Origin of the sequence: Nostoc sp. (assembly GCF_036917935.1) — a bacterium.
GTDB lineage: Bacteria > Cyanobacteriota > Cyanobacteriia > Cyanobacteriales > Nostocaceae > Nostoc.
Genome location: NZ_JBALEL010000037.1, coordinates 416,976 through 440,290 on the forward strand (window position 1 = coordinate 416,976; position 23,315 = coordinate 440,290).

The 23,315-nt window shown below is 43.8% G+C and carries 22 protein-coding genes and 1 tRNA gene; 7 read left to right on the forward strand and 16 right to left on the reverse strand.

Features of this window, described 5'->3' with window-relative positions:
* Positions 1-36: 36 nt before the first annotated feature.
* The 6 genes from rplA to rplS all read right to left on the reverse strand — a co-directional run bounded on the left by rplA (position 37) and on the right by rplS (position 2,994).
* Positions 37-750 carry a 50S ribosomal protein L1 gene (gene rplA, locus V7K62_RS16945; RefSeq protein WP_334865865.1) on the reverse strand — a complete coding sequence of 238 codons (714 nt, stop codon included), beginning with the start codon at positions 748-750 and terminating at the stop codon, positions 37-39.
* Positions 751-915: 165 nt separating this feature from the next.
* Positions 916-1,341: a 50S ribosomal protein L11 gene (gene rplK / locus V7K62_RS16950; protein ID WP_334865867.1), complete on the reverse strand. Its 426-nt coding sequence runs from the start codon at positions 1,339-1,341 to the stop codon at positions 916-918.
* Between the two features lie 6 nt (positions 1,342-1,347).
* The gene (nusG, locus tag V7K62_RS16955; protein WP_334865869.1) at positions 1,348-1,998 is read right to left on the reverse strand and encodes a transcription termination/antitermination protein NusG; all 651 of its coding nucleotides are present in this window, start codon (positions 1,996-1,998) and stop codon (positions 1,348-1,350) included.
* The gene (secE, locus tag V7K62_RS16960) at positions 1,998-2,219 is read right to left on the reverse strand and encodes a preprotein translocase subunit SecE (RefSeq protein ID WP_334865871.1); all 222 of its coding nucleotides are present in this window, start codon (positions 2,217-2,219) and stop codon (positions 1,998-2,000) included. Before secE ends, nusG begins: the two co-directional genes overlap by 1 nt.
* A gap of 187 nt (positions 2,220-2,406) precedes the next feature.
* Positions 2,407-2,479 (reverse strand) — tRNA-Trp (locus tag V7K62_RS16965).
* 152 nt (positions 2,480-2,631) lie between these two features.
* Positions 2,632-2,994: a 50S ribosomal protein L19 gene (gene rplS / locus V7K62_RS16970; RefSeq protein ID WP_229546546.1), complete on the reverse strand. Its 363-nt coding sequence runs from the start codon at positions 2,992-2,994 to the stop codon at positions 2,632-2,634.
* A gap of 153 nt (positions 2,995-3,147) precedes the next feature.
* Between rplS and V7K62_RS16975 the strand changes: the two genes are divergently transcribed.
* Positions 3,148-4,092 carry a glycosyltransferase family 2 protein gene (locus tag V7K62_RS16975; protein ID WP_334865877.1) on the forward strand — a complete coding sequence of 315 codons (945 nt, stop codon included), beginning with the start codon at positions 3,148-3,150 and terminating at the stop codon, positions 4,090-4,092.
* Positions 4,093-4,237: 145 nt separating this feature from the next.
* Here V7K62_RS16975 and V7K62_RS16980 read toward each other — a convergent pair whose 3' ends face one another.
* Positions 4,238-8,542 (reverse strand): DUF4347 domain-containing protein, encoded by a 4,305-nt coding sequence (locus tag V7K62_RS16980; protein WP_334865879.1) that lies wholly within the window; start codon positions 8,540-8,542, stop codon positions 4,238-4,240.
* Positions 8,543-9,073: 531 nt separating this feature from the next.
* Between V7K62_RS16980 and V7K62_RS16985 the strand changes: the two genes are divergently transcribed.
* On the forward strand, positions 9,074-10,132 hold the full coding sequence (locus tag V7K62_RS16985) for a glycosyltransferase family 4 protein (protein WP_334865881.1): 1,059 nt from the start codon (positions 9,074-9,076) through the stop codon (positions 10,130-10,132).
* Between the two features lie 66 nt (positions 10,133-10,198).
* Here the strand turns inward: V7K62_RS16985 and V7K62_RS16990 are convergent, their stop codons facing one another.
* Entirely contained in the window at positions 10,199-10,855 is a 657-nt protein-coding gene (locus tag V7K62_RS16990) for a hypothetical protein (RefSeq protein WP_334865883.1), read from the reverse strand.
* A 345-nt stretch (positions 10,856-11,200) separates the two neighbouring features.
* Between V7K62_RS16990 and V7K62_RS16995 the strand changes: the two genes are divergently transcribed.
* Positions 11,201-11,356, forward strand: a complete 156-nt coding sequence (locus V7K62_RS16995) for a hypothetical protein (protein ID WP_334865885.1) — start codon at positions 11,201-11,203, stop codon at positions 11,354-11,356.
* An 11-nt stretch (positions 11,357-11,367) separates the two neighbouring features.
* Here V7K62_RS16995 and V7K62_RS17000 read toward each other — a convergent pair whose 3' ends face one another.
* Complete coding sequence (locus V7K62_RS17000) at positions 11,368-12,573, reverse strand: RNA-guided endonuclease InsQ/TnpB family protein (protein ID WP_334865888.1); 1,206 nt, start codon at positions 12,571-12,573, stop codon at positions 11,368-11,370.
* Positions 12,574-12,657: 84 nt separating this feature from the next.
* On the opposite strand from V7K62_RS17000, the gene tnpA reads away from it, so the two are divergent.
* Both tnpA and V7K62_RS17010 read left to right on the forward strand, forming a co-directional pair.
* Positions 12,658-13,029 (forward strand): IS200/IS605 family transposase, encoded by a 372-nt coding sequence (tnpA, locus tag V7K62_RS17005; RefSeq protein ID WP_334866043.1) that lies wholly within the window; start codon positions 12,658-12,660, stop codon positions 13,027-13,029.
* Positions 13,030-13,051: 22 nt separating this feature from the next.
* Positions 13,052-13,462 carry a hypothetical protein gene (locus V7K62_RS17010; protein WP_334865890.1) on the forward strand — a complete coding sequence of 137 codons (411 nt, stop codon included), beginning with the start codon at positions 13,052-13,054 and terminating at the stop codon, positions 13,460-13,462.
* Positions 13,463-13,470: 8 nt separating this feature from the next.
* Here the strand turns inward: V7K62_RS17010 and V7K62_RS17015 are convergent, their stop codons facing one another.
* On the reverse strand, positions 13,471-14,298 hold the full coding sequence (locus tag V7K62_RS17015) for an ABC transporter permease (protein WP_334865892.1): 828 nt from the start codon (positions 14,296-14,298) through the stop codon (positions 13,471-13,473).
* Positions 14,299-14,853: 555 nt separating this feature from the next.
* On the opposite strand from V7K62_RS17015, the gene V7K62_RS17020 reads away from it, so the two are divergent.
* A complete protein-coding gene (locus V7K62_RS17020; RefSeq protein ID WP_334865894.1) occupies positions 14,854-15,393 on the forward strand; it encodes a DUF3172 domain-containing protein in 540 nt (179 codons plus the stop codon).
* 95 nt (positions 15,394-15,488) lie between these two features.
* Here V7K62_RS17020 and V7K62_RS17025 read toward each other — a convergent pair whose 3' ends face one another.
* Positions 15,489-16,253 carry a DeoR/GlpR family DNA-binding transcription regulator gene (locus tag V7K62_RS17025; protein WP_334865896.1) on the reverse strand — a complete coding sequence of 255 codons (765 nt, stop codon included), beginning with the start codon at positions 16,251-16,253 and terminating at the stop codon, positions 15,489-15,491.
* Between the two features lie 117 nt (positions 16,254-16,370).
* Positions 16,371-16,550 carry a hypothetical protein gene (locus tag V7K62_RS17030; protein WP_334865898.1) on the reverse strand — a complete coding sequence of 60 codons (180 nt, stop codon included), beginning with the start codon at positions 16,548-16,550 and terminating at the stop codon, positions 16,371-16,373.
* A 10-nt stretch (positions 16,551-16,560) separates the two neighbouring features.
* Between V7K62_RS17030 and V7K62_RS17035 the strand changes: the two genes are divergently transcribed.
* Complete coding sequence (locus V7K62_RS17035; RefSeq protein WP_334865900.1) at positions 16,561-18,480, forward strand: transketolase C-terminal domain-containing protein; 1,920 nt, start codon at positions 16,561-16,563, stop codon at positions 18,478-18,480.
* Positions 18,481-18,717: 237 nt separating this feature from the next.
* Here V7K62_RS17035 and V7K62_RS17040 read toward each other — a convergent pair whose 3' ends face one another.
* The 4 genes from V7K62_RS17040 to V7K62_RS17055 all read right to left on the reverse strand — a co-directional run bounded on the left by V7K62_RS17040 (position 18,718) and on the right by V7K62_RS17055 (position 23,198).
* A complete protein-coding gene (locus V7K62_RS17040; protein WP_334865902.1) occupies positions 18,718-18,945 on the reverse strand; it encodes a hypothetical protein in 228 nt (75 codons plus the stop codon).
* A 655-nt stretch (positions 18,946-19,600) separates the two neighbouring features.
* Complete coding sequence (locus V7K62_RS17045; RefSeq protein ID WP_334865904.1) at positions 19,601-20,434, reverse strand: AMIN domain-containing protein; 834 nt, start codon at positions 20,432-20,434, stop codon at positions 19,601-19,603.
* Between the two features lie 87 nt (positions 20,435-20,521).
* Positions 20,522-21,004, reverse strand: coding sequence for a hypothetical protein (locus V7K62_RS17050; RefSeq protein WP_334865906.1), 483 nt, complete (start codon positions 21,002-21,004; stop codon positions 20,522-20,524).
* Between the two features lie 4 nt (positions 21,005-21,008).
* Positions 21,009-23,198 (reverse strand): cation:proton antiporter, encoded by a 2,190-nt coding sequence (locus V7K62_RS17055; RefSeq protein ID WP_334865908.1) that lies wholly within the window; start codon positions 23,196-23,198, stop codon positions 21,009-21,011.
* Positions 23,199-23,315: the final 117 nt, after the last annotated feature.

Sequence of the window (23,315 nt, forward strand, 5' to 3'; positions counted from 1 at the left end):
ACTAATGACTAATGACTAATGACTAATGACTAAAAATTAACCTGCTTCGCTCAGTTTCAAATCTCGTAGGGCGCTGATGTCAACTTTAATTGATGGCCCCATTGTGGCTGCCACATAAAATGTGCGCCAATAACGACCTTTAGCTCCTGAAGGACGGTTACGGTCAATCGTCTCCTGCAATGCCTTCAGGTTGACTAACAAATCTTCAGGCGAGAAGGTTGTCTTACCAAACATAACATGGACAATACCAGTTCGGTCAGCCCGGAATTCTAATTTACCAGCTTTGAATTCTGCGATCGCACCTGCTAAATCAAATGTTACGGTTCCACCCTTGGGCGATGGCATCAAACCACGCGGCCCAAGCAACTTACCTAGCTTTGCCACCTGTGGCATCACATCGGGTGTGGCAATCAGCTTGTCAAAATCCATTCTACCTTTCTGGATTTCGTCAATCAGTTCTTCTGAACCGACTATATCAGCACCAGCGTTGCTGGCTTCGTTTACCTTTTCGCCTCTGGCTATCACCGCCACCCGGACGATTTGTCCTGTACCTTTGGGCAGTGCTACCGTTGTCCGCAACTGCTGGTCTGTATACTTGGGGTCAATTCCCAGCCTGATATGCGCTTCAGCAGCTTCGGTAAATTTAGCTGTTGCTGTGTCTTTCAGAAGGGCTAAAGCCTCTAGGGGATGATAGTCCTTGTCTTCTACTTTTGCTTGCAGCGTCTGCAAACGACGCGATATTTTTGGCATTTTGTTCTCCTGGGGTAATTCCGAAGCTTCGCCTCTCCCCCGATAATTTTTACTTATTTGTCCTTTGTCATTTGTCTTACCCTGCGGGTACTCCTTCGGAGAACTCGTAGAGTAGCCGCTAGCGCGTCTATGTCATTTGTTGATTTTTTACTAATGACCAAATGACTAATCTGTGACTGTTACACCCATATTTTTAGCCGTTCCTGCCACAATCTTCATTGCCGCTTCGATATCGTTGGCATTGAGATCGGGGAGTTTGGTTTGGGCTATTTCTTGCAATTGTGCTTTGGTAATTGACCCAACCTTCTTTTTGTTGGGTTCATTCGAGCCTTTTTCAACTTTCGCCGCCTTCCGAATCAGTACTGATGCGGGTGGCGTTTTGAGTACAAATGTAAAACTCCGGTCTTCAAAAACCGAAATTTCTACAGGTATCACCATTCCAGCTTGATCTGCTGTTTTGGCGTTGTACTCTTTACAAAACATCATGATGTTGACACCATGTTGACCCAAGGCGGGCCCAACTGGCGGTGCTGGGTTGGCTTTTCCAGCATTCAGGGCCAGTTTAATGACCGCTACTATTTTCTTCGCCATTTATATTTAGCTCTGTTTCTCTACCTGATTAAATTCCAATTCTACTGGTGTATCCCTACCAAAAATTGAGAGCAAGGCTTTAAGTTTACTCCGCTCTGGAGAGACTTCAATCACCTCGCCTTCAAAGTCTTTAAATGGACCAGAAAGCACCATTATCTTATCACCAGTAGCCATGTCAATTTTGACAACAGCTTCTTGTTCGCTGGTTTGTTTGAATATGCGTTCAACTTCTGAAGAACTCAGTGGTATGGGGTTCACATGACCGCGACCCTTGCTGCTACCACGTTTTTGTTCTGAACCGACAAAGTTAATTACATGAGAGGTGTTGCGTACCACCTGCCAGGTATCATCATCCATCATCATCCGCACCAGCACATAGCCAGGAAAAACTTTTTCTTCTGTAGGCTGGCGACTGCCATCTTTGCGGATTTTCACCACTGGCGTCTGCGGAATTTCTACCTGGATAATTTTGTCAGATACATCAAAAGTTTGAATGCGTTGCTCTAAATTAGTCTTTACACGCTTTTCACAGCCGGAAGCTACTTGTACTGCATACCAGCGTGCTTCTTTTGACGCTGCTTCTGCTGCTTCTGCTGCTTCTGCTGTTTCGTCTGACTGCAACATTGAGTTGCGTGGTTCATCTGTTGCAAAACTCATTAGAACACCTGTTTTGCTGCCCAACCAAACAATCCATCGACCAAGTATATCAAAGATGCGGAGAGTGCCACCATTAACAACACAGCGGCGGATTCGCTCACTATCTGTTTCCGACTGGGCCAAACTACTTTTTCAAGTTCTTCTTTGGTTCCCTGTATGAAGTTGCCAAAGCTAAACCCATTTGCGGTTTCTGGCAATTCTGCTTCACTTTTTTTGGCCACGACCGTTTATCCCCCGTTTCTTATACTAGATCCTGCTTAATTGTCATCTAGGTTTGCAGTTTCGACTTTATTTCACTTACTGGAAGCAAAACAACTGCAAATACAATAAGTTTACCCGAAATTATTAGCGCTAACTGCTATGTTAGCAGATGCGTAATTATTTCGGGCTTTGTTTTTTGCTCTTGAGCGCGCCCTGGAGGACTTGAACCCCCGACATCAGGTTTTGGAGACCTGCGTTCTACCAACTGAACTAAGAGCGCACAAGCTGTTTTTGATTCAGTGATTGCGCTGAACTAAATTTCAGTTTAACGCAATATGAGATTTATATCATACCTTAATTTTGTTTGGGAAACAAGTCAGCGGCAGATGCCGCTTGAAGCTTGAGATTTCTCCCATACTTTGGAAGGACGAATCACAAAGGGCGGTCAAACCGTTGCTTGATCCGGGTTGCCTTACCTACGCGATCGCGGAGATAATACAGTTTAGCACGGCGGACTTTACCGCGACGTAATACCTTGATGCTGTCAATCCGGGGAGAATGCAACAGAAATACCCGCTCAACGCCTACGCCTTGAAAAACCTTACGGACTGTAATAGTTTCGTTGATGCCGCCATTCCGCATGGCAATCACTACTCCCTCGTAGGGTTGTACGCGGTATTTTTCGCCTTCCTTGATTTTCACTCCCACTTTTACGGTGTCGCCCACATAAATGTCGGGCAAATTCGATTTGATGTGTTCCGCTTCAATCGAGCGGATAATCTCTTGAGCATTCATAGTCTTTCTGTCTGCTTAAAAAAAACTCACAATCATCAATGATAAATCGATAATCCTATTTCAGTCTACTTGTTGGGATTGATAATTTTACTGATACAACGGTCTAAAGATCAAAGTTATATTGCAGAATGCTGTACCACAGGGGTGAAATTTATGAAATTTAGCGTCGTCATCAGTACCTATAATCGCTTAAATTTGCTGCAAAGAGCAATTGATTCGGCTCGTAACCAAACAATCGAGTGTGAGGTGGTTGTTGCCGACGATTGTTCTTCTGATGACACCCAAACATATCTCAAAAGCTTAGGGGACAAGGTTGTTTACCATCGTAACGAAGTCAACCTTGGCCATGCAGCAACGGTAAATGCTGGAGTTGCCAAAGCTAGCGGCGACTGGATAAAGTTTTTAGATGATGACGACTATTTAGCGCCTAACTGCATAGAAGAGATGGCAAAGGCGATCGCACTTCGTCCCGATGCTGTAATCTGTTCTTGTGTGGCGGCTCAGGTGGATGGTAATCAAGTTGAACTCTCTCGCACTCCCCAAGTTGGCCCCGGTTTAGCTTTTTATATCCCACAAGCTGATATTCACTACGGTATGCTTTTAGAGCTTGTACCTTTTGGCACACCAGTACAAGTAGCTTGTCGGCGTGATGCTTTCCTGAAAACTGGTGGTTGGGACTCCACACTCGATGCTAACTGTGATGACATCGATTCCTGGATTCGGATTGCCCAGTTTGGCGATGCTATTTTCTTCAACCAGTGTCTTGCTTACCGGACTATCTGGCCGGGTGCGTATAATCAAAAGTTTTCTTTGTCTCGGCGGTTGGCGACAAATATTTTGATGAAGGAGAAAATTTACGCTTTGGTAAATGAGCAACATCGCTCAAAGATTCCTCTTTTTCAGGATATAAAAAATTACCTGAAACTCCATTGGATTTTAGTAGCACTGAAGCAAAAAAATCTCAAGAGTTTTCTTTCAATGATCGATCCGTCTATACTTTCTCCTCAGTCCTGGAAGTTTTTACTAACTGCTGCCTCATCACGCCGTTCTCAGGGAAACAATTCTCAGGTGCGTAAACTTGTGTTGATTGAGTCGTAATCTGATGTCCGGCAAAATACCCAGAATAAAAAATTTATTTTTAAGTGAGGACTTTAATCCTCACTTTTCCTCAATTCGCCACTATGAATTTATGCAATTTGGTACTGGCAAGTGTATTCTCCTCATACTATGTTAAATTTGAGCGCTAGACGATGACATTAGTACCAACTACCAGATTTGTCGCGGTAAAATTATTCAAAATTGCCAAGCTGTAATCTTGGTAAGAACCATCAGTGTAATTGACTTGTGTGGAAGTACCAGATTGCACAAACCGTAGGTAGCCATCACCTATGGTATTGATGCCAGTGTAGCCCCGACTCTTAAGCACGTCAGTAAGAATTAACTTATCCTGACTCTGATTAAAATCAGTAATCGTATTATTACCGCTAGAGGCTTGGCAGACGAACCGATCGTTACCGCTACCGCCAGTCAGGGTATCATAATAACCACCAGTCAAGAGAATGTCATTACCAGCACCTCCAATGAGGCTATCCTGATCTGCGTCACCAATGAGGGTATCATTGCCAGCACCGCCAATGAGGGTATCGTTACCTGCACCACCGCGTAGTAGATCGTTGCCACTCTTGCCGTCGATGCGGTCATTACCCCCCTGACCATTAATGACATCATCTGAGTTGTCAAAGCCATTGACATTATTGTTCAGGTCATTAAGAAAGGTGACTGTATTTTTGTTGAAGATGGTGCTTTGGGTAGAGTTGGCATTAAAGACATCAAAGCTGTCACGAATGCTGCTTTGCCCATCAAACAGGATATTGCCCAGCGTTGATAGGTTGTCTAGGTTTTCCAGGGGAAAGTTTTGCAGGATAACTTTGTCATCAGCCACCCCTTCAAAGGTGAGTTCCAGATTATTACCATTCTGGGTGAGTTGCAGATTTCGGGCAGTTAATCCAGCACCTTGGAATTTTAGGGTATCTAATTCGCTAGCGATCGCTGCCGAGGGATTTGAGCCTTTACCTAGTCCAGCAAAATCGGTGATGGTATCAACACCGTCACCTAAATTGTAAACAAATTTATCTTTGCCACCGCCACCAGTTAAGATGTCGTTACCTTGATTACCTGTGATGGTATCATTCCCGGCTTGAGCGTTAATTATATCACCATAATTGTTGCCCACGAGATGATCAGCGCCATTGGTTCCATTCTGCCCGTTGAACTCTAAGGCACCGATATCAACTGTACCCTCAGATATTCTGTCAAATCCAGCACCGCGTTGGTCGGTGGTTATACTTATCGAAATCAGAGCATTATTCCCTGCGTTAATGGCGGGACTATCGCCAATTAAGGCATTACTAAAGGTTGCACCGCCGTTATTTTGCAGGGGGCTGAGTTTGGGGTCGATAGGATTGGCACTGGTGCCAACGAGGGTACTGGTAGTAAAGCCAGTGCTATCAGTGCGAGCGCCAATTAGGTTATTGCCGAGGTCGGTGAAGTTTCCTTTAACGTCGCCGGAAACACCATAATTTTCACCATAACTTAAGTTGCCTGCAATGATAGTGTTTCCAACGATAACAGTGCCATCAGATTCATTGAAAACGCCCCCATTCACAGTATTAAAGTTGTAGTTACCAGTTCCGTAGTTATTGGTAATAGTATCGTTGGTGAGGGTGAGAGTGCCACTGTTGTTATCGATGGCACCGCCCCTAGTACCGCTGTCGTTAATAATGCTATTGCCTATATCCCGATTGCTTACATTATTATCATAAACAGTGCTGTTAGTCAGGCTAAAAGTACCATCGTTAAAAACACCACCGCCGTCTCCTGACCCATTACCAGAGATAGTGCTTCCTGATATATCGATGGTGCCGGAGTTATAAATGCCACCACCATAGGACGGGTAGAAGTTAGGAAAACGGTACGCCACACCCTCGGCGTAGGCTGTATTATTAGAGATAGTGCTTCCCGTTATCTTGAGGGTACCTGTGTTAAATATGCCGCCGCCGTAGGCATTGAACGATCTGTAGATGTATGCACTATTACCAGAGACAGTACTATTAGTCAGGATGAGAGAACCTGTGTTAAATATACCACCACCTAATGATGACCCCTGATTGTCAGAGACAGTGGTGTTGGTCAGGCTGAGGTTGCCTCTGTTAAAGATGCCTCCTACTGCTCCTTGATTGTTTGAGACATTGCTATTAGTCAAGTTGAGGCTGGCATTGCTATCGAGTAAAATACTGCCATATATGAGATCATTAGCATTGGCAATCTTCAAGCCATCCATGCTGACATCTGTCCCAGTGCCCGCGATCTCGAATACACTGGAAGCATTATTACCGCTGATAGTCAGATGAGATGCTCCAGTCCCCACAATGGTTACATCATCAGTAATCGTCAGTTTGCCAGAGGTCAGGGTGATGATATCTGGTGTGGCATCAGTGAAGACGCTGCCTGCAAAGGTAATCGTATCCGCCCCAGCAGTTGCATTGGCATTCAAGAGCGCCTGTCGCAACGACCCTGCCCCAGAATCGTTGGTATTAGTCACCACTGTGTCAGTGTTAACAGGTAGTGGGACGATGGGAGACTGGACTTCATAAGTACCAATATCAACTTTATTGTGAAAAATTCGGTTAAATCCAGCACCTCTTTGGTCAGTGGTGACACTAGTCGCAACTAGGGAATTATTGCCTGCGTCAATGGCAGGACTACCTGCAAGTAAGGCATAAGTTAAGGTTGCACCACCGTTATTTTGCAGCGGCCCGAGTTTTGGATCAATGGGGCCGGCGTTGCTGCCCACTAGGGTGCTGGTGGTAAAATCAGTGCTACCAGTTTGATTACCAATCAGGTTATTGCCCGAATCACTGAAACTGCTCCCGGATACGTCGGGGTTGATATCCCCGGAGTTAGATTTGTCGAAGTTGCCTGCAATAATGGTGTTGCCCACAACAACGAGTCCGCCAGTATAAGTAGTAGGCTCACTATTGAAAACGCCACCACCGTTACCAACACCATCGCCGTTCGAGTCAGCGGTGTTATTGGTAATAGTGCTGTTGATCAGGCTAAAGGTGTTAAGGTTATAAATCCCACCTCCATTTTCTAATGCCTTATTGCCAGAGACAGTGCTATTAGTCAGAGTAGCTGTACCGAAGCTAAAAGCAGCTTCTCCGTTGTAAATGCCGGCGCCGCTGTTCGCAGTATTATTAGAGACAGTGCTATTGTTAAGCTTTAAGTTTTCTTCGCTATAAATGCCGCCACCGATAGAGGTTGCCGTATTGCCAGAGACGCTGCTTTCAGTTAGGGTGAGGATGCCTGTGTTATTGATACCGCCGCCGCTAGAGGCTGCCGTATTGTCAGAGACGCTGCTTTTAGTTAGGCTGAGGATGCCTGTGCTATTGATACCGCCGCCGTTAGAGGTTGCCGTATTGCCAGAGACATTAGTATTGGTAAGCTTAAGGGTGCCTTTGTTATCGATCCCGCCGCCGCTGGAGGTTGACGTATTATCAGATACATTACTATTGCTTAGGCTAAGGAGGGTATTGTTATTAACCAAAATACCGCTATCATTACCATTAGCAATTTTTAAACCATCAATACTGACATCTCTCCCTAATCCCGATATCTCAAACACCCTAGAGGCATTATTTCCGCTCACGGTAAGCAAAGATGCCCCAGTGCCCAAGATAGTCAGATCATCGGTAATCTTCAGTTGCCCAGAGGTGAGAGTGATAATATCTGGTGTGGTATCGCTGAACACTCCCCCAAAGGCGATCGCATCATCCCCAGCAGTCGCATTAGCTAAGTTAATTGCCTCGCGGAGTGTCGTGATACCGTTGTTCGCATCACCATCATCTGCGTCTTTGGTATTATTCACAGTAAATGTTGTCAGTACTCCCACGTAAGCTTTCCGCGTCGTTTCTGCAAACGCTAAACTCACTTCCATATCAGTGGTGCGTACTTCCAGTTCCCAGTTACCTCCTAATGCCGTACTGCCTATCAGCTGACGCGAAGCAGCAATATTCGCTCCTGTAAGTTGATGTAATTTAGCAACAAATTCTGACCCCACATCACCGTCAGCTACGTTGCAAGCATAGATGAGTAAGTTGGCTAGAGATTTTGTAGCAGATGTAACTAATGGTTTAGCGGTTTTGGACGAGGTGGAAAATATCTTCTGCCATTGTTGCAGTTGCTGGCTATGGTATTCGAGGGTATCGAGTCCCAAGTGAGTGTTGCCCAGTTGCAAGCTACCGGGGGCACCGTGGCAAACAATATGAATGCTGCTAAGATTCTGGTCAGTGCGAGTTGCCAAAATCTCCGTAATTTGCTCAACACCGTTCTGTGTCGGGTCAATAACAAATACTTCGGTGTTGGGGATAACACCGTTAATTAAACTCTGATACTCTTCAACTGCCGTGTCGATGAAGACTAGGTTATGCGTATATGAGGTGGGAATTACGGAATTTAATTGGAAGTGTGGAGTATGTAACGTTGCCATTTTGTTACCTTAAACTAAGGTTATGAGTTGAACTCAAACAGACTGAAGCTTTGTCATTTTGTAAAGCAGTATTTTAGGAGTGTCGATAAATGAACTGCTGAGTTACTCTTGAGAGAAACGCGGGATTGAAACAAGGATGCGATACCTGCCTTGCTTCAACCTGGAGTACTTGGAACTCAAAAATCAAAACACTTTTATTCTCTGTTTTGGCTGCTATCTTAAATGGTATTTATATATCTGCTGTGCTGTACTAAAGTTCGATACCAGGGTATTGAGAAATAGAAAATAAGGCTGTAGCGACTTAAAATAGCAGATTCAGTCTTCAGAATTTTGGAGTTTTACCCCGATTTATTGAGCCGTTACTGAATAAGTCTTTAAGCTAAGTAACTGGTTAGAAGCGCTCTTAGTTAGTAGCGAGTGGTCAATTTTACGCACTACTGACTACTTTTGAGTTGTCACTGAAGACTTCAATAATTATGTTGATTTATACCCAGTTACTTATCTTTATTTTTTATACACATCTCAAAAATTATGCGAATCATACATATTTTGAACCACGTTCAAGAAATAGGTAACGGTATTGTGAATGTGGCTGTGGATCTGGCTTGTTTACAGGCAAAAACTGGTCACGAGGTAGCGGTTATTTCTGCTGGTGGTGAATACGAGACTTTACTAGATATTTGTGGTGTCAAACATTACCAACTAGACCAAAGTAGGAAACCGATAAATACGATTAAAGCAGCTATGCGTTACCGAGCGATCGCAGCTGAGTTTCAGCCGGATATTGTTCATGCCCACATGATGACGGGGATAATACTAGCACGTATTTTTAAAGGACACAAATATGCTTTAGTTTCTACAGTCCACAACGAATTTCAGCGTGCCAGCCTGCTCATGGGTTTAGCTGACAGGGTAATTGCTGTCAGTAAAGCTGTGCGAGATTCTATGATTAGGCGCGGTATCCCAGAAAACAAGTTGCGGGTAGTATGTAACGGCACTTTGGGCAGTCCCCGCACCCGACAGATACAAGATTATCAACCTTTACCATTACAGCATCCAGCGATCGCCACTGTAGCCGGAATGTATCAACGCAAGGGAATTGCTGAGTTAATCGCTGCCTTTGAACAAATTGCCTCAGATTTTCCTCAAGCCCATCTTTATTTGATCGGAAATGGCCCTGATAAACAGCTATTTGAGGCACAGGCACAAGCAACTTCTGTAAAAGAACGCATTCATTTTGAAGGCTTCCAACCAGAACCTCAACGCTATCTGATATCTTGTGACATATTTGTGCTGGCTTCCCACCGTGACCCTTGCCCTCTGGTGCTTTCGGAAGCTAGGGAAACTGGAACTGCGATCGTCGGCACTCAAGTAGACGGGATTCCTGAAGCTTTGGACAATGGGCAAGCAGGTCTTTTGGTGCCAGTAAAAGATAGTAATGCTTTAGCTGGGGTTTTAGTGCAATTACTGAGTAATACCGAGATGCTGCACGAGTGGAAACAGCGGGCAAAGAAAAACCTAGAGAGGCTGAGTGTTGCCCGCGTCCATCAGGAAACTATGACAGTGTATCGTGAGTTAATTACAGAATGAGGGGATTGGGGATTGGGCATTGGTGATTGTCAGTTATGTTTTACTAGTCCCCAGTCCCCAATACCCTTAACAGAGCGATCGCTTTAGTTTTAAAGCTACGCCTAAAGCGCCAAAGACCAGTACACCCAAAACGTTAGTTGATTCAGGAACGGCAGTATAATAAGCAGCCACCCTGATCGGCCCATCTTTATCCTCTTGCTCTGCTGGAATTGCTGGAATGATTCCAGCACCTGGCGCGAGATTAGGCAGGGTAGCGAATGGATTGTAAAACAGAGTTCCGTTTGGGATGACGCCACCACTAAAGGTGATAGTACTACCTGCAATGGTAATGTCTGTAAAAATATCCTTTAGATCGGGGTTATCAGAGTTACCAATCTTCCCATCTCCATTAACATCTCCCCACTCCACTGTTTCATTATCAAATGGTGGAGTAGAATTCGGATTACTATAGGACAGCGTTTTTAAATCAAAGACCAAGCTATTTATATCGTATCCGGTAGCATTTAGAAAGTTATTAGCTACATCTGGAACACCATATTCTATTACTTGCCCTGGTAGATAGTCTGTAAGGGTTCTTGGTTTTTTTGCATTGAATACATCTTGATTTTTAGTCGTCACAATCGGTTCTACAAAGATGACGGCTCTTGCTGGTGTCCAAGACAAAAAACTAATTCCTGCTGCTCCGAGAACAGACAAGGCTATTTTTGTGGCAATTCTAGTCATATTTGTGTCCTTTGGATATTGATTAACAGAATGCTACACCGCATGGTTTAAATCAAACAGCAAAAACTCACTTTTAAACTGCTATCTACCTGCTAGATAAATAGTGGTTAATGTGTGCTTGCTCACTGAGTTGATATCTACTCATAGGTTGATTTATAAAGCAATTCTTGTAATCCTTTATCACGATAACTAGTAATTTCACGCAATCTTTATAAAAAATCTAAATTATAACTTATGTGTTGACAAATTAGCCAATATATGAATTATAAGTAATTATCCTGACTCCTAATGAACTGTGGTTCATTGCTGTCTTAAGGGGACGCTACATATCAGGTTTGAGATAAAATGGTTATAAGATTTAGAGACTATGGCAAACGGCTTGCTGATTTTGAGCAAGAAATTTTAGTCCGTTGTCCCCAATGCGATGCCGAAGGCGGGCTGCGCCTACGCATTGCCAAGATATTGACTTTGAAATACTCACTGTGGCTAAAGCCACGGTGATTCTTCACGCTTCACAGACAGAATCCACTCCTTGTGGCATTACTCCGTCTCGACGTGCATTTAGAGTCGTGGCGATTCCCCATCCCGACTTTATTTATATTTTTCGCGGCGTTCTCATCTCGGTCGTGTTCAGTCCAACAATTTAAGCACTGAACCGAACGAACTTTTAAATCCAATTTTCCCCATTTGTATCCGCATTCAGAGCAAACTTGGCTAGTTGGCTCCCACCTATTTATAATGACAAACTCACGTTGGTACTTTTGGGATTTAGCCGCGCATTGAGTTCTAAATTCTCGCCACCCCTGAAGGCTAATTACCCTAGAGAGTTTGCGGTTTTTGACCAAGCCCGACACGTTTAAATCTTCTAAAACGATAGTTTGGTTTTCACTAACGACTTTAGTAGATAATTTGTGCAAAAAGTCTTTACGGGTATCTGCAATCTGATTGTGCGTTTTTGCTATTCTCAACCGCGTCTTATTTCGACGTTTTGATTCTTTTTGTTGCCGTGCTAGCTTTTTCTGAAGTTTTCTAATCTTGCGGTCGGGTTTTGAATAGGCAGGGCTTTCAGCTTTTTCTCCATTACTCATAAAGGCAAAAGTTTTAATACCAAGATCAATACCAATGCTTTGGTTTTTAGCAGACGCTCGTTCGCGTAGCGTGTCGCAGACAAGACTCGCTAACGCTTCGCTATCGATCTGAATGGGTTGAACTTCTACTACAAAGCTCAGAAAATAGCGATTAGCGCAGTCTTTAATTACTGTTACCGAACTAGGCTCGGATGGCAACTCCCTCGACCAAATCGGATTAACGTCTCCAATCTTGGCTAAGTAAATGGTTTCCTTGTTGATAGAAAATCCACCACGAGTTAATCTCGCTGACTGAAGATTTATTTTCTTTTTGAATCTGGGGCTACCTAGTTTCTTGCCTTTTCTTTTACCTTTTAGAGAGTCGAAGTAATTTTTGTAGGCAGTTCCCAAATCTGCTACTGATTGTTGCAAAGCAATGCTAGCTACATCACTAAGCCATTCTCGGCTTTCAGTCTTTTTTGCTTGGGTTAATACTAATTTTTGCAACTCTCCATTACTAGGAAGTTTTTCCGATTGTTTACACAAAGCAAGAGCATCATTCCAAACCACCCGGACACAACCAAACAACTGAGCTAGGCTCGTCCGTTGTTGGTTAGTGGGGTAGAATCGGTATTGATATCTTGCTTTCACGACTTATGTTATAGTTGGTCTGTCCGCTGAATATATCTTGGTCTGTATAGAATTTCAACTCATCTTAGGCGTTAAAGGCACAGCATTACAGACTTAAAGATTCACTTGGTCTGCGTGACTAAATACCGAAAGCCTGTCCTCACTGCCGGAAGTCTTGCCTTGATTGAAAAATCGTTCCGAGAAGTGGCCCAAAAGATGAACTTCTTGGTGCAGGAGTTTAATGGAGAAGCAGACCACGTACATATATTAATTGAATACCCTCCCAAGCTATCTATTTCTGAAATTGTTAATGCGCTCAAAGGTGTTTCAAGCCGTCGATACGGACAGGAAGGATTTAAAAAGCCATTAGGAAAAGAGGCTTTGTGGAGTCCTTCTTACTTTGCCTCAACAGTTGGCGGCGCACCCCTAGAAGTACTAAAAAAATATATACAGAATCAATTAAAGCCGTCCTTCTAGGACGGGGCTTTTACCCATTTTTTTGGTAAACTGTGAGCAATCAAGTCTCAGTTCCATCAAAAGAATTACCTGTCAGCACTGTAGCTATACAAAACAACAGTCAAATGCTGCCAAAGCAAAATCTGCACTGCTATTGTGGCAAAACAATTACAGGAATAAAAGAAATTCCAGCTATGGAATATTAGACCATTTTTTTGGCTTGCCCCTGTGGATACAAATCTCTTGTTGCGGTCAGGTTCTATGGGCATATAATGAAGCACATTTGAACTTCCTGGAAAGTTATGTTCAATCAAGGTTGCGAGAACGCTTGCCAGATGACTCATTAGGCTGGCACAATGGCAGTCTTGCCAGTCGTCTACCGCGATGGATCAAGCTGACGCAGCATCGGGAAAAAGTTTTAGAGAAAATTCAACAGTTAAAGCACAGATTGTAATCAAGGCTTTAATCTTGTTGATGAGCAAATTTATAACCACCCCATAGAGAAAGAGCGATCGCAACCACCAGCAAAATCGGTATACTGTACCAAGGAAACTGAGACAAGGGTAAATGGGCAACTGCACGCAATCCAATGCTGGCGTAGGTTAGTGGCAACAGGTAAACTACAACTTTGAGAGCCCCTGGTAATGTCCCAGGGTCAAAGAAGGTTGCTCCTAAGAATGACATGGGGATAATGATAAAATTATTGTAAAGTCCGACTGATTCGAGCGATCGCACACTCAACCCGACAATCACCCCTAATCCAGCAAATACCGCACAATTCAGCACCACCAACAGTAAAAATAGTGGGTTGAGAAAATTCCAGTTTCCAGTCAACAGCAGCGCTACCAAAATCACGGAAGCCGATGTCATCAACCCTCGCACTACTCCCGCCAGCATTTTTCCGATATATAACGCTAAGGGATGTATAGGAGTTAACAACAATTCCTCGAAGGTTTTGGTAAATAGTCTGTCTCCACAAATCGAAAATGTCGTTCCAGCAAAGCTAACCGTCATCGACGATAGCGCCACCATTCCCGGTAAGATGAATTCTAAATAGTTATTATAGTTACCACTAATCCCTGAGCCAGGTTTGATCGAACTACCCAAACCGAAGCCGAAAGCTAAAATATATATCAGTGGAGATATTAAGCCTGATGCCGCAACTGGTAGGATTCTGACACGTAAATCTAACCAATCGCCCCAAAAAATAGTCAGACTATCAGCTAGAAAGATTTGAAGTTGCGAAGTTTTGAACTTCTTGCTTGAAAATAAAGCTCTTTGAGATGTCACTTGCTTCTAATTAGTTATTAAAACTTACTTAAATTTTAAGTTACATTGTCTAACAGATCAATTACTAGGGGTAACAAAAATATCTCATACGAATAAAAATTTGTCTGGGAAAGTTCTAATCACAGCTTTTATCCGCTCAGACTTTCCGCAAAATTACAAATAAAAAGCTGGATATTTTAAGCATTCTGACTGCATAATTTGTGCAAATGGAATCAAGACTATCTGATAGATATCAAAAATATGCTATAATTGTTTAATAAAATATATAAATTAAAAACAGTTCCTCTGTGATTTCTATGTGAACTAGCACAAAGGTAATAACAATTCCTGAATCGGCAAATAAATAAAAATACTCACCAATTCTTCAAGATGGAAACAATAACCGACAAGGTTGGAATTATGTCCAGATATCTAGATAAGTTCCTATTTTTATCATTTAAAAAGAATACTGCCCAAAAAGTCGCAGACAATTACAGTCAAGACTAGGCATACTGAAAGAGGGAGAAAACTTAAGACTACTCCCTCCCAAATCGGCGTGAAGGTGATTAAGCAACAATGAGACGTAAACCCACTGGTAAATCGGCAACTACTTCTAAACCCTCTATTTTCCAATCCCCGATGTTTAACCTCTTCACCATCGCAATTATGGGAGGGGTGTTGATTTTGGGTATTGGAATTGGCATTGCTTTTAGTTCTACAACCACGTTAGCGCCATCAAATGTGGCTTCCCGTGAATTCATTGACACCAAAGCACCAAACCCGGAAATTTGTGTGCAGTACGGAGCCAGCGCGATGGTGATGGACGCTAGACTGTTCGTCACTCTCAACCCCTTCAATGTCTATGTTGCCCAGCCCAGTATGCGCCCTGGATGTGTGATCCGACAAAATAACTGGGCACTTTTAGAGCAACGTAAGTTGGTGACATCCGATCAGGTAAATGAGTGCAAAAATCGCCTGAACACCTTTGGATTCACAGGTAACTTGGACAGTGACAAACCTGATATTAGGTGCATATATCAGAATGAAGCTGCTCAAAACTTCTTCACGGCTCAACCGGGAGCAGTTGGAACACCTCAAGAAACGGACAGATTTTAGATTTGGGCATTGGGGTTAGGGAAGAGGTAACAGGGAATAATTTGTACCCTCTAACCTGTACCCTATTCCCCGGCGATCGCATCTTCAAAATCAGATCATTCGTACTCATCACGTATAATGGTCAAACCTAAAGCTTTGTAGGCACTCAGCATATTATTAGATACTGTAGGTGCTGTTACTAGGTAAGTCAGGGCATGAATAGACTCCACTAGATAAGGAGCAGCCGTGTCTAATTTTTCTGCTGTCACTAATCCTACTACCTCAGCCGATCCAGCAATCATGGCTCGTTTGACATGGGCTTCGTCTAGGTTAGGTACACTAATCCCAACTTCTGGATGTAAGCTGCAAACCCCCAACATGCACAAATCTGCACGAATCATCCGTAATGTCTCAATCGTGACAATACCCACGTTCACCAAGGCTTTTTTGTAGAGTTGTCCACCTAACATCACAACCTCTATATGGGGATGTTCTGCTAAAGCAACGGCGATTGGTGGACTATTTGTGATCACTGTTGCGTGCAAATCTAGGGGCAAATGACGCGTTACTTGGAGAGTTGTCGTACCTCCATCTAAAATCACCACCTGTCCTGTACAAACTAATTTTGCTGCTGTCCGAGCGATCGCTTCCTTTTCTTTTGGTGCTTGCTTTTGGCGATCGGCATAACTGGCGGTGGCTGGAGATTTGAGGAGCGCTCCCCCATGAACGCGTTGCAATAGTCCAGTTTCTGCCAGTTCTCGCAAGTCCCGGCGAATCGTATCCTCAGAAACCTTGAGAACAGCACTAAGTTCTGTCGAAAGTACCTTTTTATCACGACGCAGAATTTCTAAGATGAATTGTCGTCGTTCAGCAGTTAGCATAATTAATTTTCCTGAAAATGCGTTTTTGGGCTTGAAATTGCACGTTTGTGAGTTTATACTTATTGATATGCAAGTTTTTGTACGGTAATCCGTAACTTCAATCGAATTCAAGCACATTCATGCATAGTTGAATGTATTGATTTTGGCATTTGATGAAACTATATGGTTCCACAATGGTTCCGAGTAGTTGGCTTGAGCTTGGGAAATGCTGGGATATTGTTGCCCAATCTGGGTTTTAACAATTTTTTTTTGTAGTGCGATCGCGCCTTCCGTCTGTTCAAATTGTTTTTTATTCAATCAATAAGCCATGACTATTATTAATACCCAATTTCCGATTGATCTCGGTGCTTACAAACCTTTAGCGCTCAATCCAGCAAATTCCAGCCTCACCGCCCAACAGCGAGAAACTCTAAAAGCGAATATTCAACTTTGCCGAGATGCGATCGTCTTTTTTACAGCGACTGGCGCTGCTAGCGGAGTGGGCGGTCATACTGGTGGGCCTTATGATACAGTGCCAGAAGTGATGATCCTCGATGCCTTTTTCCGAGGAGCATTGGAGCAATTTGTGCCGATTTTCTTTGATGAAGCAGGACATCGAGTCGCCACCCAATATCTGATGGCAACGTTGCATGGTGACTTACCTGCCGAGCAACTTTTACGTTATCGCCAAGCACATTCCCATTTGCCAGGACACCCCGAACTAGGACTAACTCCTGGTGTGAAATTTAGTTCTGGACGGCTGGGGCATGTTTGGCCTTACATTAATGGTGTGGCGATCGCAAATCCAGGCAAGGTTGTTTTCTGTCTCGGTTCTGATGGCTCTCAGCAAGAAGGCAACGATGCTGAAGCGGCTCGTTTGGCTGTTGCTCAACATCTCAACGTCAAGCTGATCATTGATGACAATGATGTAACGATCGCTGGACATCCTTCTAAATATTTACCTGGTTTTAGTGTCGCCAAAACCTTAGAAGGCCACGGTTTGAAAGTACTTCAAGGAGACGGGGAAGACTTAGACGATTTATACCGTCGCATGAGCGAAGCTGTGAATACTCCCGGAGCGATCGCCGTCATCAACAAACGCCCGATGTGCCCTGGTATTGAAGGTTTAGAAGGTTCCACTCATGGCCATGATGTAATTTCTGTAGATTTAGCAATTAAGTATCTAGAATCTCGTGGACAAACTGCCGCGATCGAATACCTTAAAAGTATTGAGAAACCCAAGCAAACATATACATTTCTGGGTTCCAGTGACAAATGGGGCGCTAACCGCAATGTCTTTGGTGAAGCCGTGGTAGCTGTCCTGGGTCGCATGAGTGAGGCGGAGCGTAAAGAAAAAATCAAGGTTATTGATAGCGACTTAGAAGGCTCCTGCGGTTTGAAGAAAATTCATGATACATACCCGGAAATATTTATTTCCTCCGGCATCATGGAACGGAGCAACTTCTCTGCTGCGGCTGGATTCGGGATGGAGAAGGGCAAGCAAGGTATTTTTGCGACTTTCAGCGCCTTCTTAGAAATGTGTATCTCAGAAATCACGATGGCACGGCTGAACTATTCCAATGTTCTATGCCACTTTTCCCATGCAGGTATAGATGACATGGCAGATAACACCTGCCACTTCGGTTTAAACAATATGTTTGCCGACAATGGCTTGGATGATGGCTACGAAACACAGTTGTACTTCCCGGCAGATGTTAATCAAATGACAGCTTGTGTAGAAGCTGTGTTCTTTCAGCCTGGACTACGGTTTATTTTCTCCACCCGTTCCAAAGTGCCCAATATTAAGGACAGCAACGGCAATGACTTGTTTGGAAGTGGCTACAAATTTGTTCCCGGTAAAGATGAGGTTGTACGAGAGGGAACGCAAGGCTACATCGTCAGTTTTGGTGATGCTCTCTACCGTGCCGTTGATGCTGTAGAGCGTCTTCAGCAAGAAGGGCTAGACGTTGGTTTGATTAACAAAGCAACTTTGAACGTCATTGATGAAGAAATGATTACCAAAATTGGTAACGCTCCTTTTGTGCTTGTAGTAGAAGCCTTCAACCGTCGCACTGGCTTAGGCAGCCGTTTCGGTTCTTGGCTACTAGAGCGGGGGTTGACTCCCAAATATGCTCATCTTGGAACTCATAAAGAAGGTTGCGGTGGTTTGTGGGAACAGTACCCATATCAAGGTATCGATCCAGTGAGCATCATCAACAAGGTGAAGGAGTTAGTTGGAGGAAAGTAATATGATTTTGCTTTCATCAAGCTACATATAGCGCAATACGGTTCAGTTAAGGATAATCGTAGGTTGGGTTGAGGAACGAAACCCAACAATTAACGATTGATGTTGGGTTGAACGAAGTGAAACCCAACCTACGCAGGTTAAGGTTTTTATGGCTAACTGAACCGTATTGACATATAGCGTGAGTCCAATACAGACCTAACCCCCAGCCCCTTCCCTACAAGGGAAGGGGAGTAAGATTTAAAGCCTCTCTCCTTTTAGGCTACCGTGTATACACAAGTCTTTAAGAGTTGTTAGGTAACGTAGGGTGTGCAATGGCATTGTCAGCCGATGCAATGCCATTGTTAGTCGATGCAATGCCATTGTTAGTCGATGCAATGCCATTGTCAGTCGATGCAATGCCATTGTCAGTCGATGCAATGCCATTGTCAGTCGATGCAATGCCATTGTCAGTCGATGCAATGCCATTGCAGGTCAAGAAACTTGTGTGTACACCGTAGCTCCTTTTAGGAGAGAGGAATGGAAGTGAGGTAACAGTGTATTGCATCCAAACGATAACCGCTATATACAGCAGATTACATCTAAATGAAGTACAAAAATACCCCTCCCTAACCCTCCCCTTTCCAAGGGGAGGGAACTAGATTGAGAATTTCCCCTCTTTACAAGGGGGGATTAAGGGGGGTAAGGATGTACTTCATTTAGATGCAAAATGCTGTAACTAGTAGTCCACCACAATAACTTTGCTGAGTAACCAAATTTTAGAATCTTTCTCTCCTTCTCTCTGTGTTGTCTGTGCCTCTGCGGTTCGTTATTTAACCCCGCATAGTTGTCTTAGCAAACTACTAGAGGGAATGGCACTAAGAAAAGGCGAAAGGCTTGTGTCACCTCGTTCCCAGTCTGAAGACTGGGAATGTATTCCAAGAGGCTCTGCCTCTGGTCAAGCGACTGGAGGCGGAGCCTCGGAGAATGGGTTAAGAGCCTGGAGGCTCTTAACCAGTTAGGGCAAAGCTTATAGCTTTTCTTAGTGCCATTCCTACTAGAGGCACAACATTATGAGGATATGGCGCATAGCGGATGAGGCATTGATTCGATTTTCCATACCCAATCCCCAATGCCCCATGCCCTATTTGGTTTTGGGTAAAGGTTGACCAAACTCAATGATCTGAGGATCGGGAGCATTGGGGATTGTTGGAACTGGAAATTCCGACATCCCCAAAGGAGGAATGCTATTCAAGTTACCGGGTTGATTTGGGAAAGAAGGAGGGGGAAGAGTCAAAGCCGGTTGTTGAGAGGATGTATTTGCATTTAAAGGAGGTACAGTCACAAAAGGCTGTCCTGAGTTAATAGTAATTGTTGAGGGCAGTTCATTGGATGAAGGCGGGACTGTGAGTGAGGGCGATTGTGGATTAGTAGTGGTTACAGGTACGTTACTAGGCGGCTTTTGGGGTGTATGAGGTTGTTTTTTGGCTGAAGGTGGGGAATTTACTGGTTTTACGGCAGTAGTTTTACCAGAAATAACCGAACGTAATACCCAGCGAGTGGAGTTTTTTTGGGAAACGGGTTGCAGTTGTACCTGTTTGGGATTAAAAACAGTCCCTGGTGCTAAATCTAAGACAATACGTGTGTCGTTTGCGTTTAGTTGAGAAACGCGAATGCTTTTGATTGCTCCAGAATAATTTTGTTGCGTGCTAACTTTGCCCAACTTAGTATTCGGTAAATCTACAACCAGACGAGAGGGTTGTGCCAAGTAGAAATAATGGGGGGTTGTGCCTACTGAGAGGGTGATTTCGAGTTGCTGTGTCTTGGGGGAAAAACGCCAATTATCTAGCTTTGCCCCTGGTGTAGCAGCAGTAGTGCAAGTTTCGAGGGCGATCGCGGCATAAAAGCCTAATATACTGATACTAAATAGCTTCTGATCAAATCGGTAAAATTGTTTAGTCTTTAGTCCCTGATCCATTCTTTTTATTTGCTCCATAAAACCCATACAATGCGCTCACATTGCTGTTTACTTCGCGCTTCCAATCCCTACTCCCCACTCCTCAATTCAATTAGCTTTTTGCGGCACAGCAGTAAATTTCAGAGTTTGTGGAATACCATTTACGGTTAATTGACCTGTCGTATTAGCTTTATCCACAAGTTGCATTTGAATTATCACTGAGTTCAGAGGATCATTTTGGGGGCGAGGAATATTACAAAGGATTGATCTACCAACTTTCCCAGATAAATTTAATTGTTGATTTCTGAAGATGCCTGCCAGAGAGTGCTTTTCGTCAGTGTCGGCGTTAGCGTTTGCCGGTAATAAAGAGGCATTTAAGTAAATACCTGACTGCTCAATGTTTAACGTCAGGGTATCCGATTTTTCACAGTTAGGCAAATTCTCCGCTAGGGTTAGACGATAGCGGCCATTAACAGCCGGAGGAGCCTTGAGATTTTTTTCCCCATAAGCACTGACAGTTTTAAACAACAGTAGCACTGAAATTATTGCTACTCCGTAAAAAGCTAAAGATTTGAAGTTGAAATGATTCATGTTCTCAACTCCTCAATGTTGGCTTTTGACTACTAACATCTGGAAGCATGGAAGCCAAATGAGCGGTGACTTGACTGTAGCGGCGGGTAATCAGCAGGGAAGAAGAACATTGAATGGCTAGTTGATCTGTATATCTTCCCAAGGTTTGACGTTCGATACCCCAAGTGCGGCTGGTGCCTGCAATTGTCAGGTCTACATTTTTTGAGGCTTCGACTACAGCTTGGATTGCCTCTGGAGCTTGGACAATTTTAATTTCGATGCGATCGCGTACACTACTCGGTAATTGCTCCATCATCGTATGTAACTCGTAACTCAATTCATCCTTGAGGTGATTTTCAGGTACAACTTGCAAAACCTGTAACATACAAGTCTCACGGTTAATTAGCAGTCTCAGAGCTAGTATTAGTGCCAGATCATCATGAATATTTGCCGAATAAGGCACTAACAAGCTTTCTAATTGCTCGCCTCCCTTGTCCACAAACACAGCAACATCCACTGGCGCAGTCGTGAGCATTTGACCAACTCTTCCACCTAAGCGGTTGCTACTAAAAGCTGGGCGATGCCATCCCACAAGAATTAAATCAACTTGTTTGAGTGCGGCAATCTGTGCGGTTTCCCGTGTAACATTGCTAGATATGCGAACGATGGGATGCACATGAGAGCGTATTTCTACGGGTTCGAGAGTATTAATCAATGCTTCTAGCTGCTGCCGACGCTGGGCAATTAATCGGTCTGCTTCAACTGGCGTACTTTCAAAGGCATAATCTTCTTCAAATTCAATCAGGCTCAGAGGGTTAACAATGGCGGGATGTCGGGAGTTGAGAGCGATGCTTGCTGCCAACTGTACCAAGCCTTTTTGGGTACTCGGATTCGCCACTGGCACCAAAATTCGGTAGGGACGAATATAAGTTTCGGCATCAGTAGCACTTGTAGCTGTTTCTGCTTCCGACTCCGGTTCCACCACATCTAACCTGATCAGCCGCTTCGGATATGTCCATTCCAGCAGTGGCGAGGTCATGAATGTAGTTACCAATGCCATAATTACCAGCATGGTAAATATTAAGGGGGAAATTACCCCTAATTCTAGACCAATGTTTAGCACTATCAGTTCGGTTAAGCCGCGAGTATTCATTAACCAACCGAGTGCTGAGGCTTCCCGTTTGCTAATGCCGCTCACACGAGCTGCTACATAAGTGCCAACATATTTGCCTGCGATCGCTACTCCTAAAACCAACGCACACAAAAGCCACAATTCGGGACGGTTGAGCAAGCCAATCTGCGTTTTTAAACCACTGTAGGCAAAAAATATTGGGAGCAAGAAAATCAGCACAAAATCTTCCGTTTTTACTGCCAATTCCCGCACTAAATCTTCATTTTTGGGCATCGCTGCTCCCAGCAAAAATGCTCCAAAAATTAAGTGAATACCAATTAGTTCGGTGATTAGTGCCGACGCAACCACGCCCATATAAATCCCAGCTAGCAGTAATTGGCTGAGTCGTCCCGCACGCAGGTAGTGTTTGGCAAGGCGTTGCAGGAACCAACGACCTGCTGTCAACATCAAGCCGATGTAACTTATGCTGGCGATAATTGTGGGTATAGCACCAGCAAAGTCACCAGTTCGAGCAACTGCGATCGCTACTGCCAACAGACACCAAGCTGTGACATCATCGACAGCTGCACAAGTTAACGCCAACGTTCCTAAACGTGTTCCTTGTAAATTGTTTTCAGTAATGATTCGCGCCAACACTGGGAAGGCAGTAATTGACATCGCCGCCCCCAAAAACAAAGCAAAGGCAGTGAATGATACACTCGCATTGGAAACTAGGGGATAAAGTACCACCGCTAGCAATGTTCCTAGAGAAAACGGCACTAAAATGCTTAGGTGAGAAGTTAAAACTGCTACTTCTAATTGCCCGCCGAGGTATTTGGGATTTAGTTCTAGCCCAATCAGAAACATGAAAAATATTAGTCCCACCTGAGACAAAACATTGAGAAAAGGAAAAGTTTCTGGTGGAAACAAGGTAACTGCTAGATGGGGAGCAACTAAACCAAATAAAGATGGGCCGAGCATAATTCCGGCGACAATCTCACCAATTACCAACGGTTGCTTAATGGAACGGAATGCTAGCCCTACGAGCCGTGAAAGTCCAATAACAATCAGCACCTCAACCAGAACGAGAACAACTATGTGCATGGCTTCCTCAAAATTAACTATCTGGTTTCCCTAAGATAATTCTTTAAAAGACTGGGAAATGTCAAGCTTGTTAGATACAACCAAGAGTAATTTGTGCTTCATTGTTATATGAATTAT

What these genes read in the sequence shown, in the direction of transcription:
- rplA (WP_334865865.1), bottom strand. Translation starts at nt 750, where the DNA reads ATGCCAAAAATATCGCGTCGTTTGCAGACGCTGCAAGCAAAAGTAGAA.
- rplK (WP_334865867.1), bottom strand. Translation starts at nt 1,341, where the DNA reads ATGGCGAAGAAAATAGTAGCGGTCATTAAACTGGCCCTGAATGCTGGA.
- nusG (WP_334865869.1), bottom strand. Translation starts at nt 1,998, where the DNA reads ATGAGTTTTGCAACAGATGAACCACGCAACTCAATGTTGCAGTCAGAC.
- rplS (WP_229546546.1), bottom strand. Translation starts at nt 2,994, where the DNA reads ATGAATGCTCAAGAGATTATCCGCTCGATTGAAGCGGAACACATCAAA.
- V7K62_RS16975 (WP_334865877.1), top strand. Translation starts at nt 3,148, where the DNA reads ATGAAATTTAGCGTCGTCATCAGTACCTATAATCGCTTAAATTTGCTG.
- V7K62_RS16980 (WP_334865879.1), bottom strand. Translation starts at nt 8,542, where the DNA reads ATGGCAACGTTACATACTCCACACTTCCAATTAAATTCCGTAATTCCC.
- V7K62_RS16985 (WP_334865881.1), top strand. Translation starts at nt 9,074, where the DNA reads ATGCGAATCATACATATTTTGAACCACGTTCAAGAAATAGGTAACGGT.
- V7K62_RS16990 (WP_334865883.1), bottom strand. Translation starts at nt 10,855, where the DNA reads ATGACTAGAATTGCCACAAAAATAGCCTTGTCTGTTCTCGGAGCAGCA.
- V7K62_RS16995 (WP_334865885.1), top strand. Translation starts at nt 11,201, where the DNA reads ATGGTTATAAGATTTAGAGACTATGGCAAACGGCTTGCTGATTTTGAG.
- V7K62_RS17020 (WP_334865894.1), top strand. Translation starts at nt 14,854, where the DNA reads ATGAGACGTAAACCCACTGGTAAATCGGCAACTACTTCTAAACCCTCT.
- V7K62_RS17025 (WP_334865896.1), bottom strand. Translation starts at nt 16,253, where the DNA reads ATGCTAACTGCTGAACGACGACAATTCATCTTAGAAATTCTGCGTCGT.
- V7K62_RS17035 (WP_334865900.1), top strand. Translation starts at nt 16,561, where the DNA reads ATGACTATTATTAATACCCAATTTCCGATTGATCTCGGTGCTTACAAA.
- V7K62_RS17040 (WP_334865902.1), bottom strand. Translation starts at nt 18,945, where the DNA reads ATGGCATTGCATCGACTGACAATGGCATTGCATCGACTGACAATGGCA.
- V7K62_RS17045 (WP_334865904.1), bottom strand. Translation starts at nt 20,434, where the DNA reads ATGGATCAGGGACTAAAGACTAAACAATTTTACCGATTTGATCAGAAG.
- V7K62_RS17050 (WP_334865906.1), bottom strand. Translation starts at nt 21,004, where the DNA reads ATGAATCATTTCAACTTCAAATCTTTAGCTTTTTACGGAGTAGCAATA.
- V7K62_RS17055 (WP_334865908.1), bottom strand. Translation starts at nt 23,198, where the DNA reads ATGCACATAGTTGTTCTCGTTCTGGTTGAGGTGCTGATTGTTATTGGA.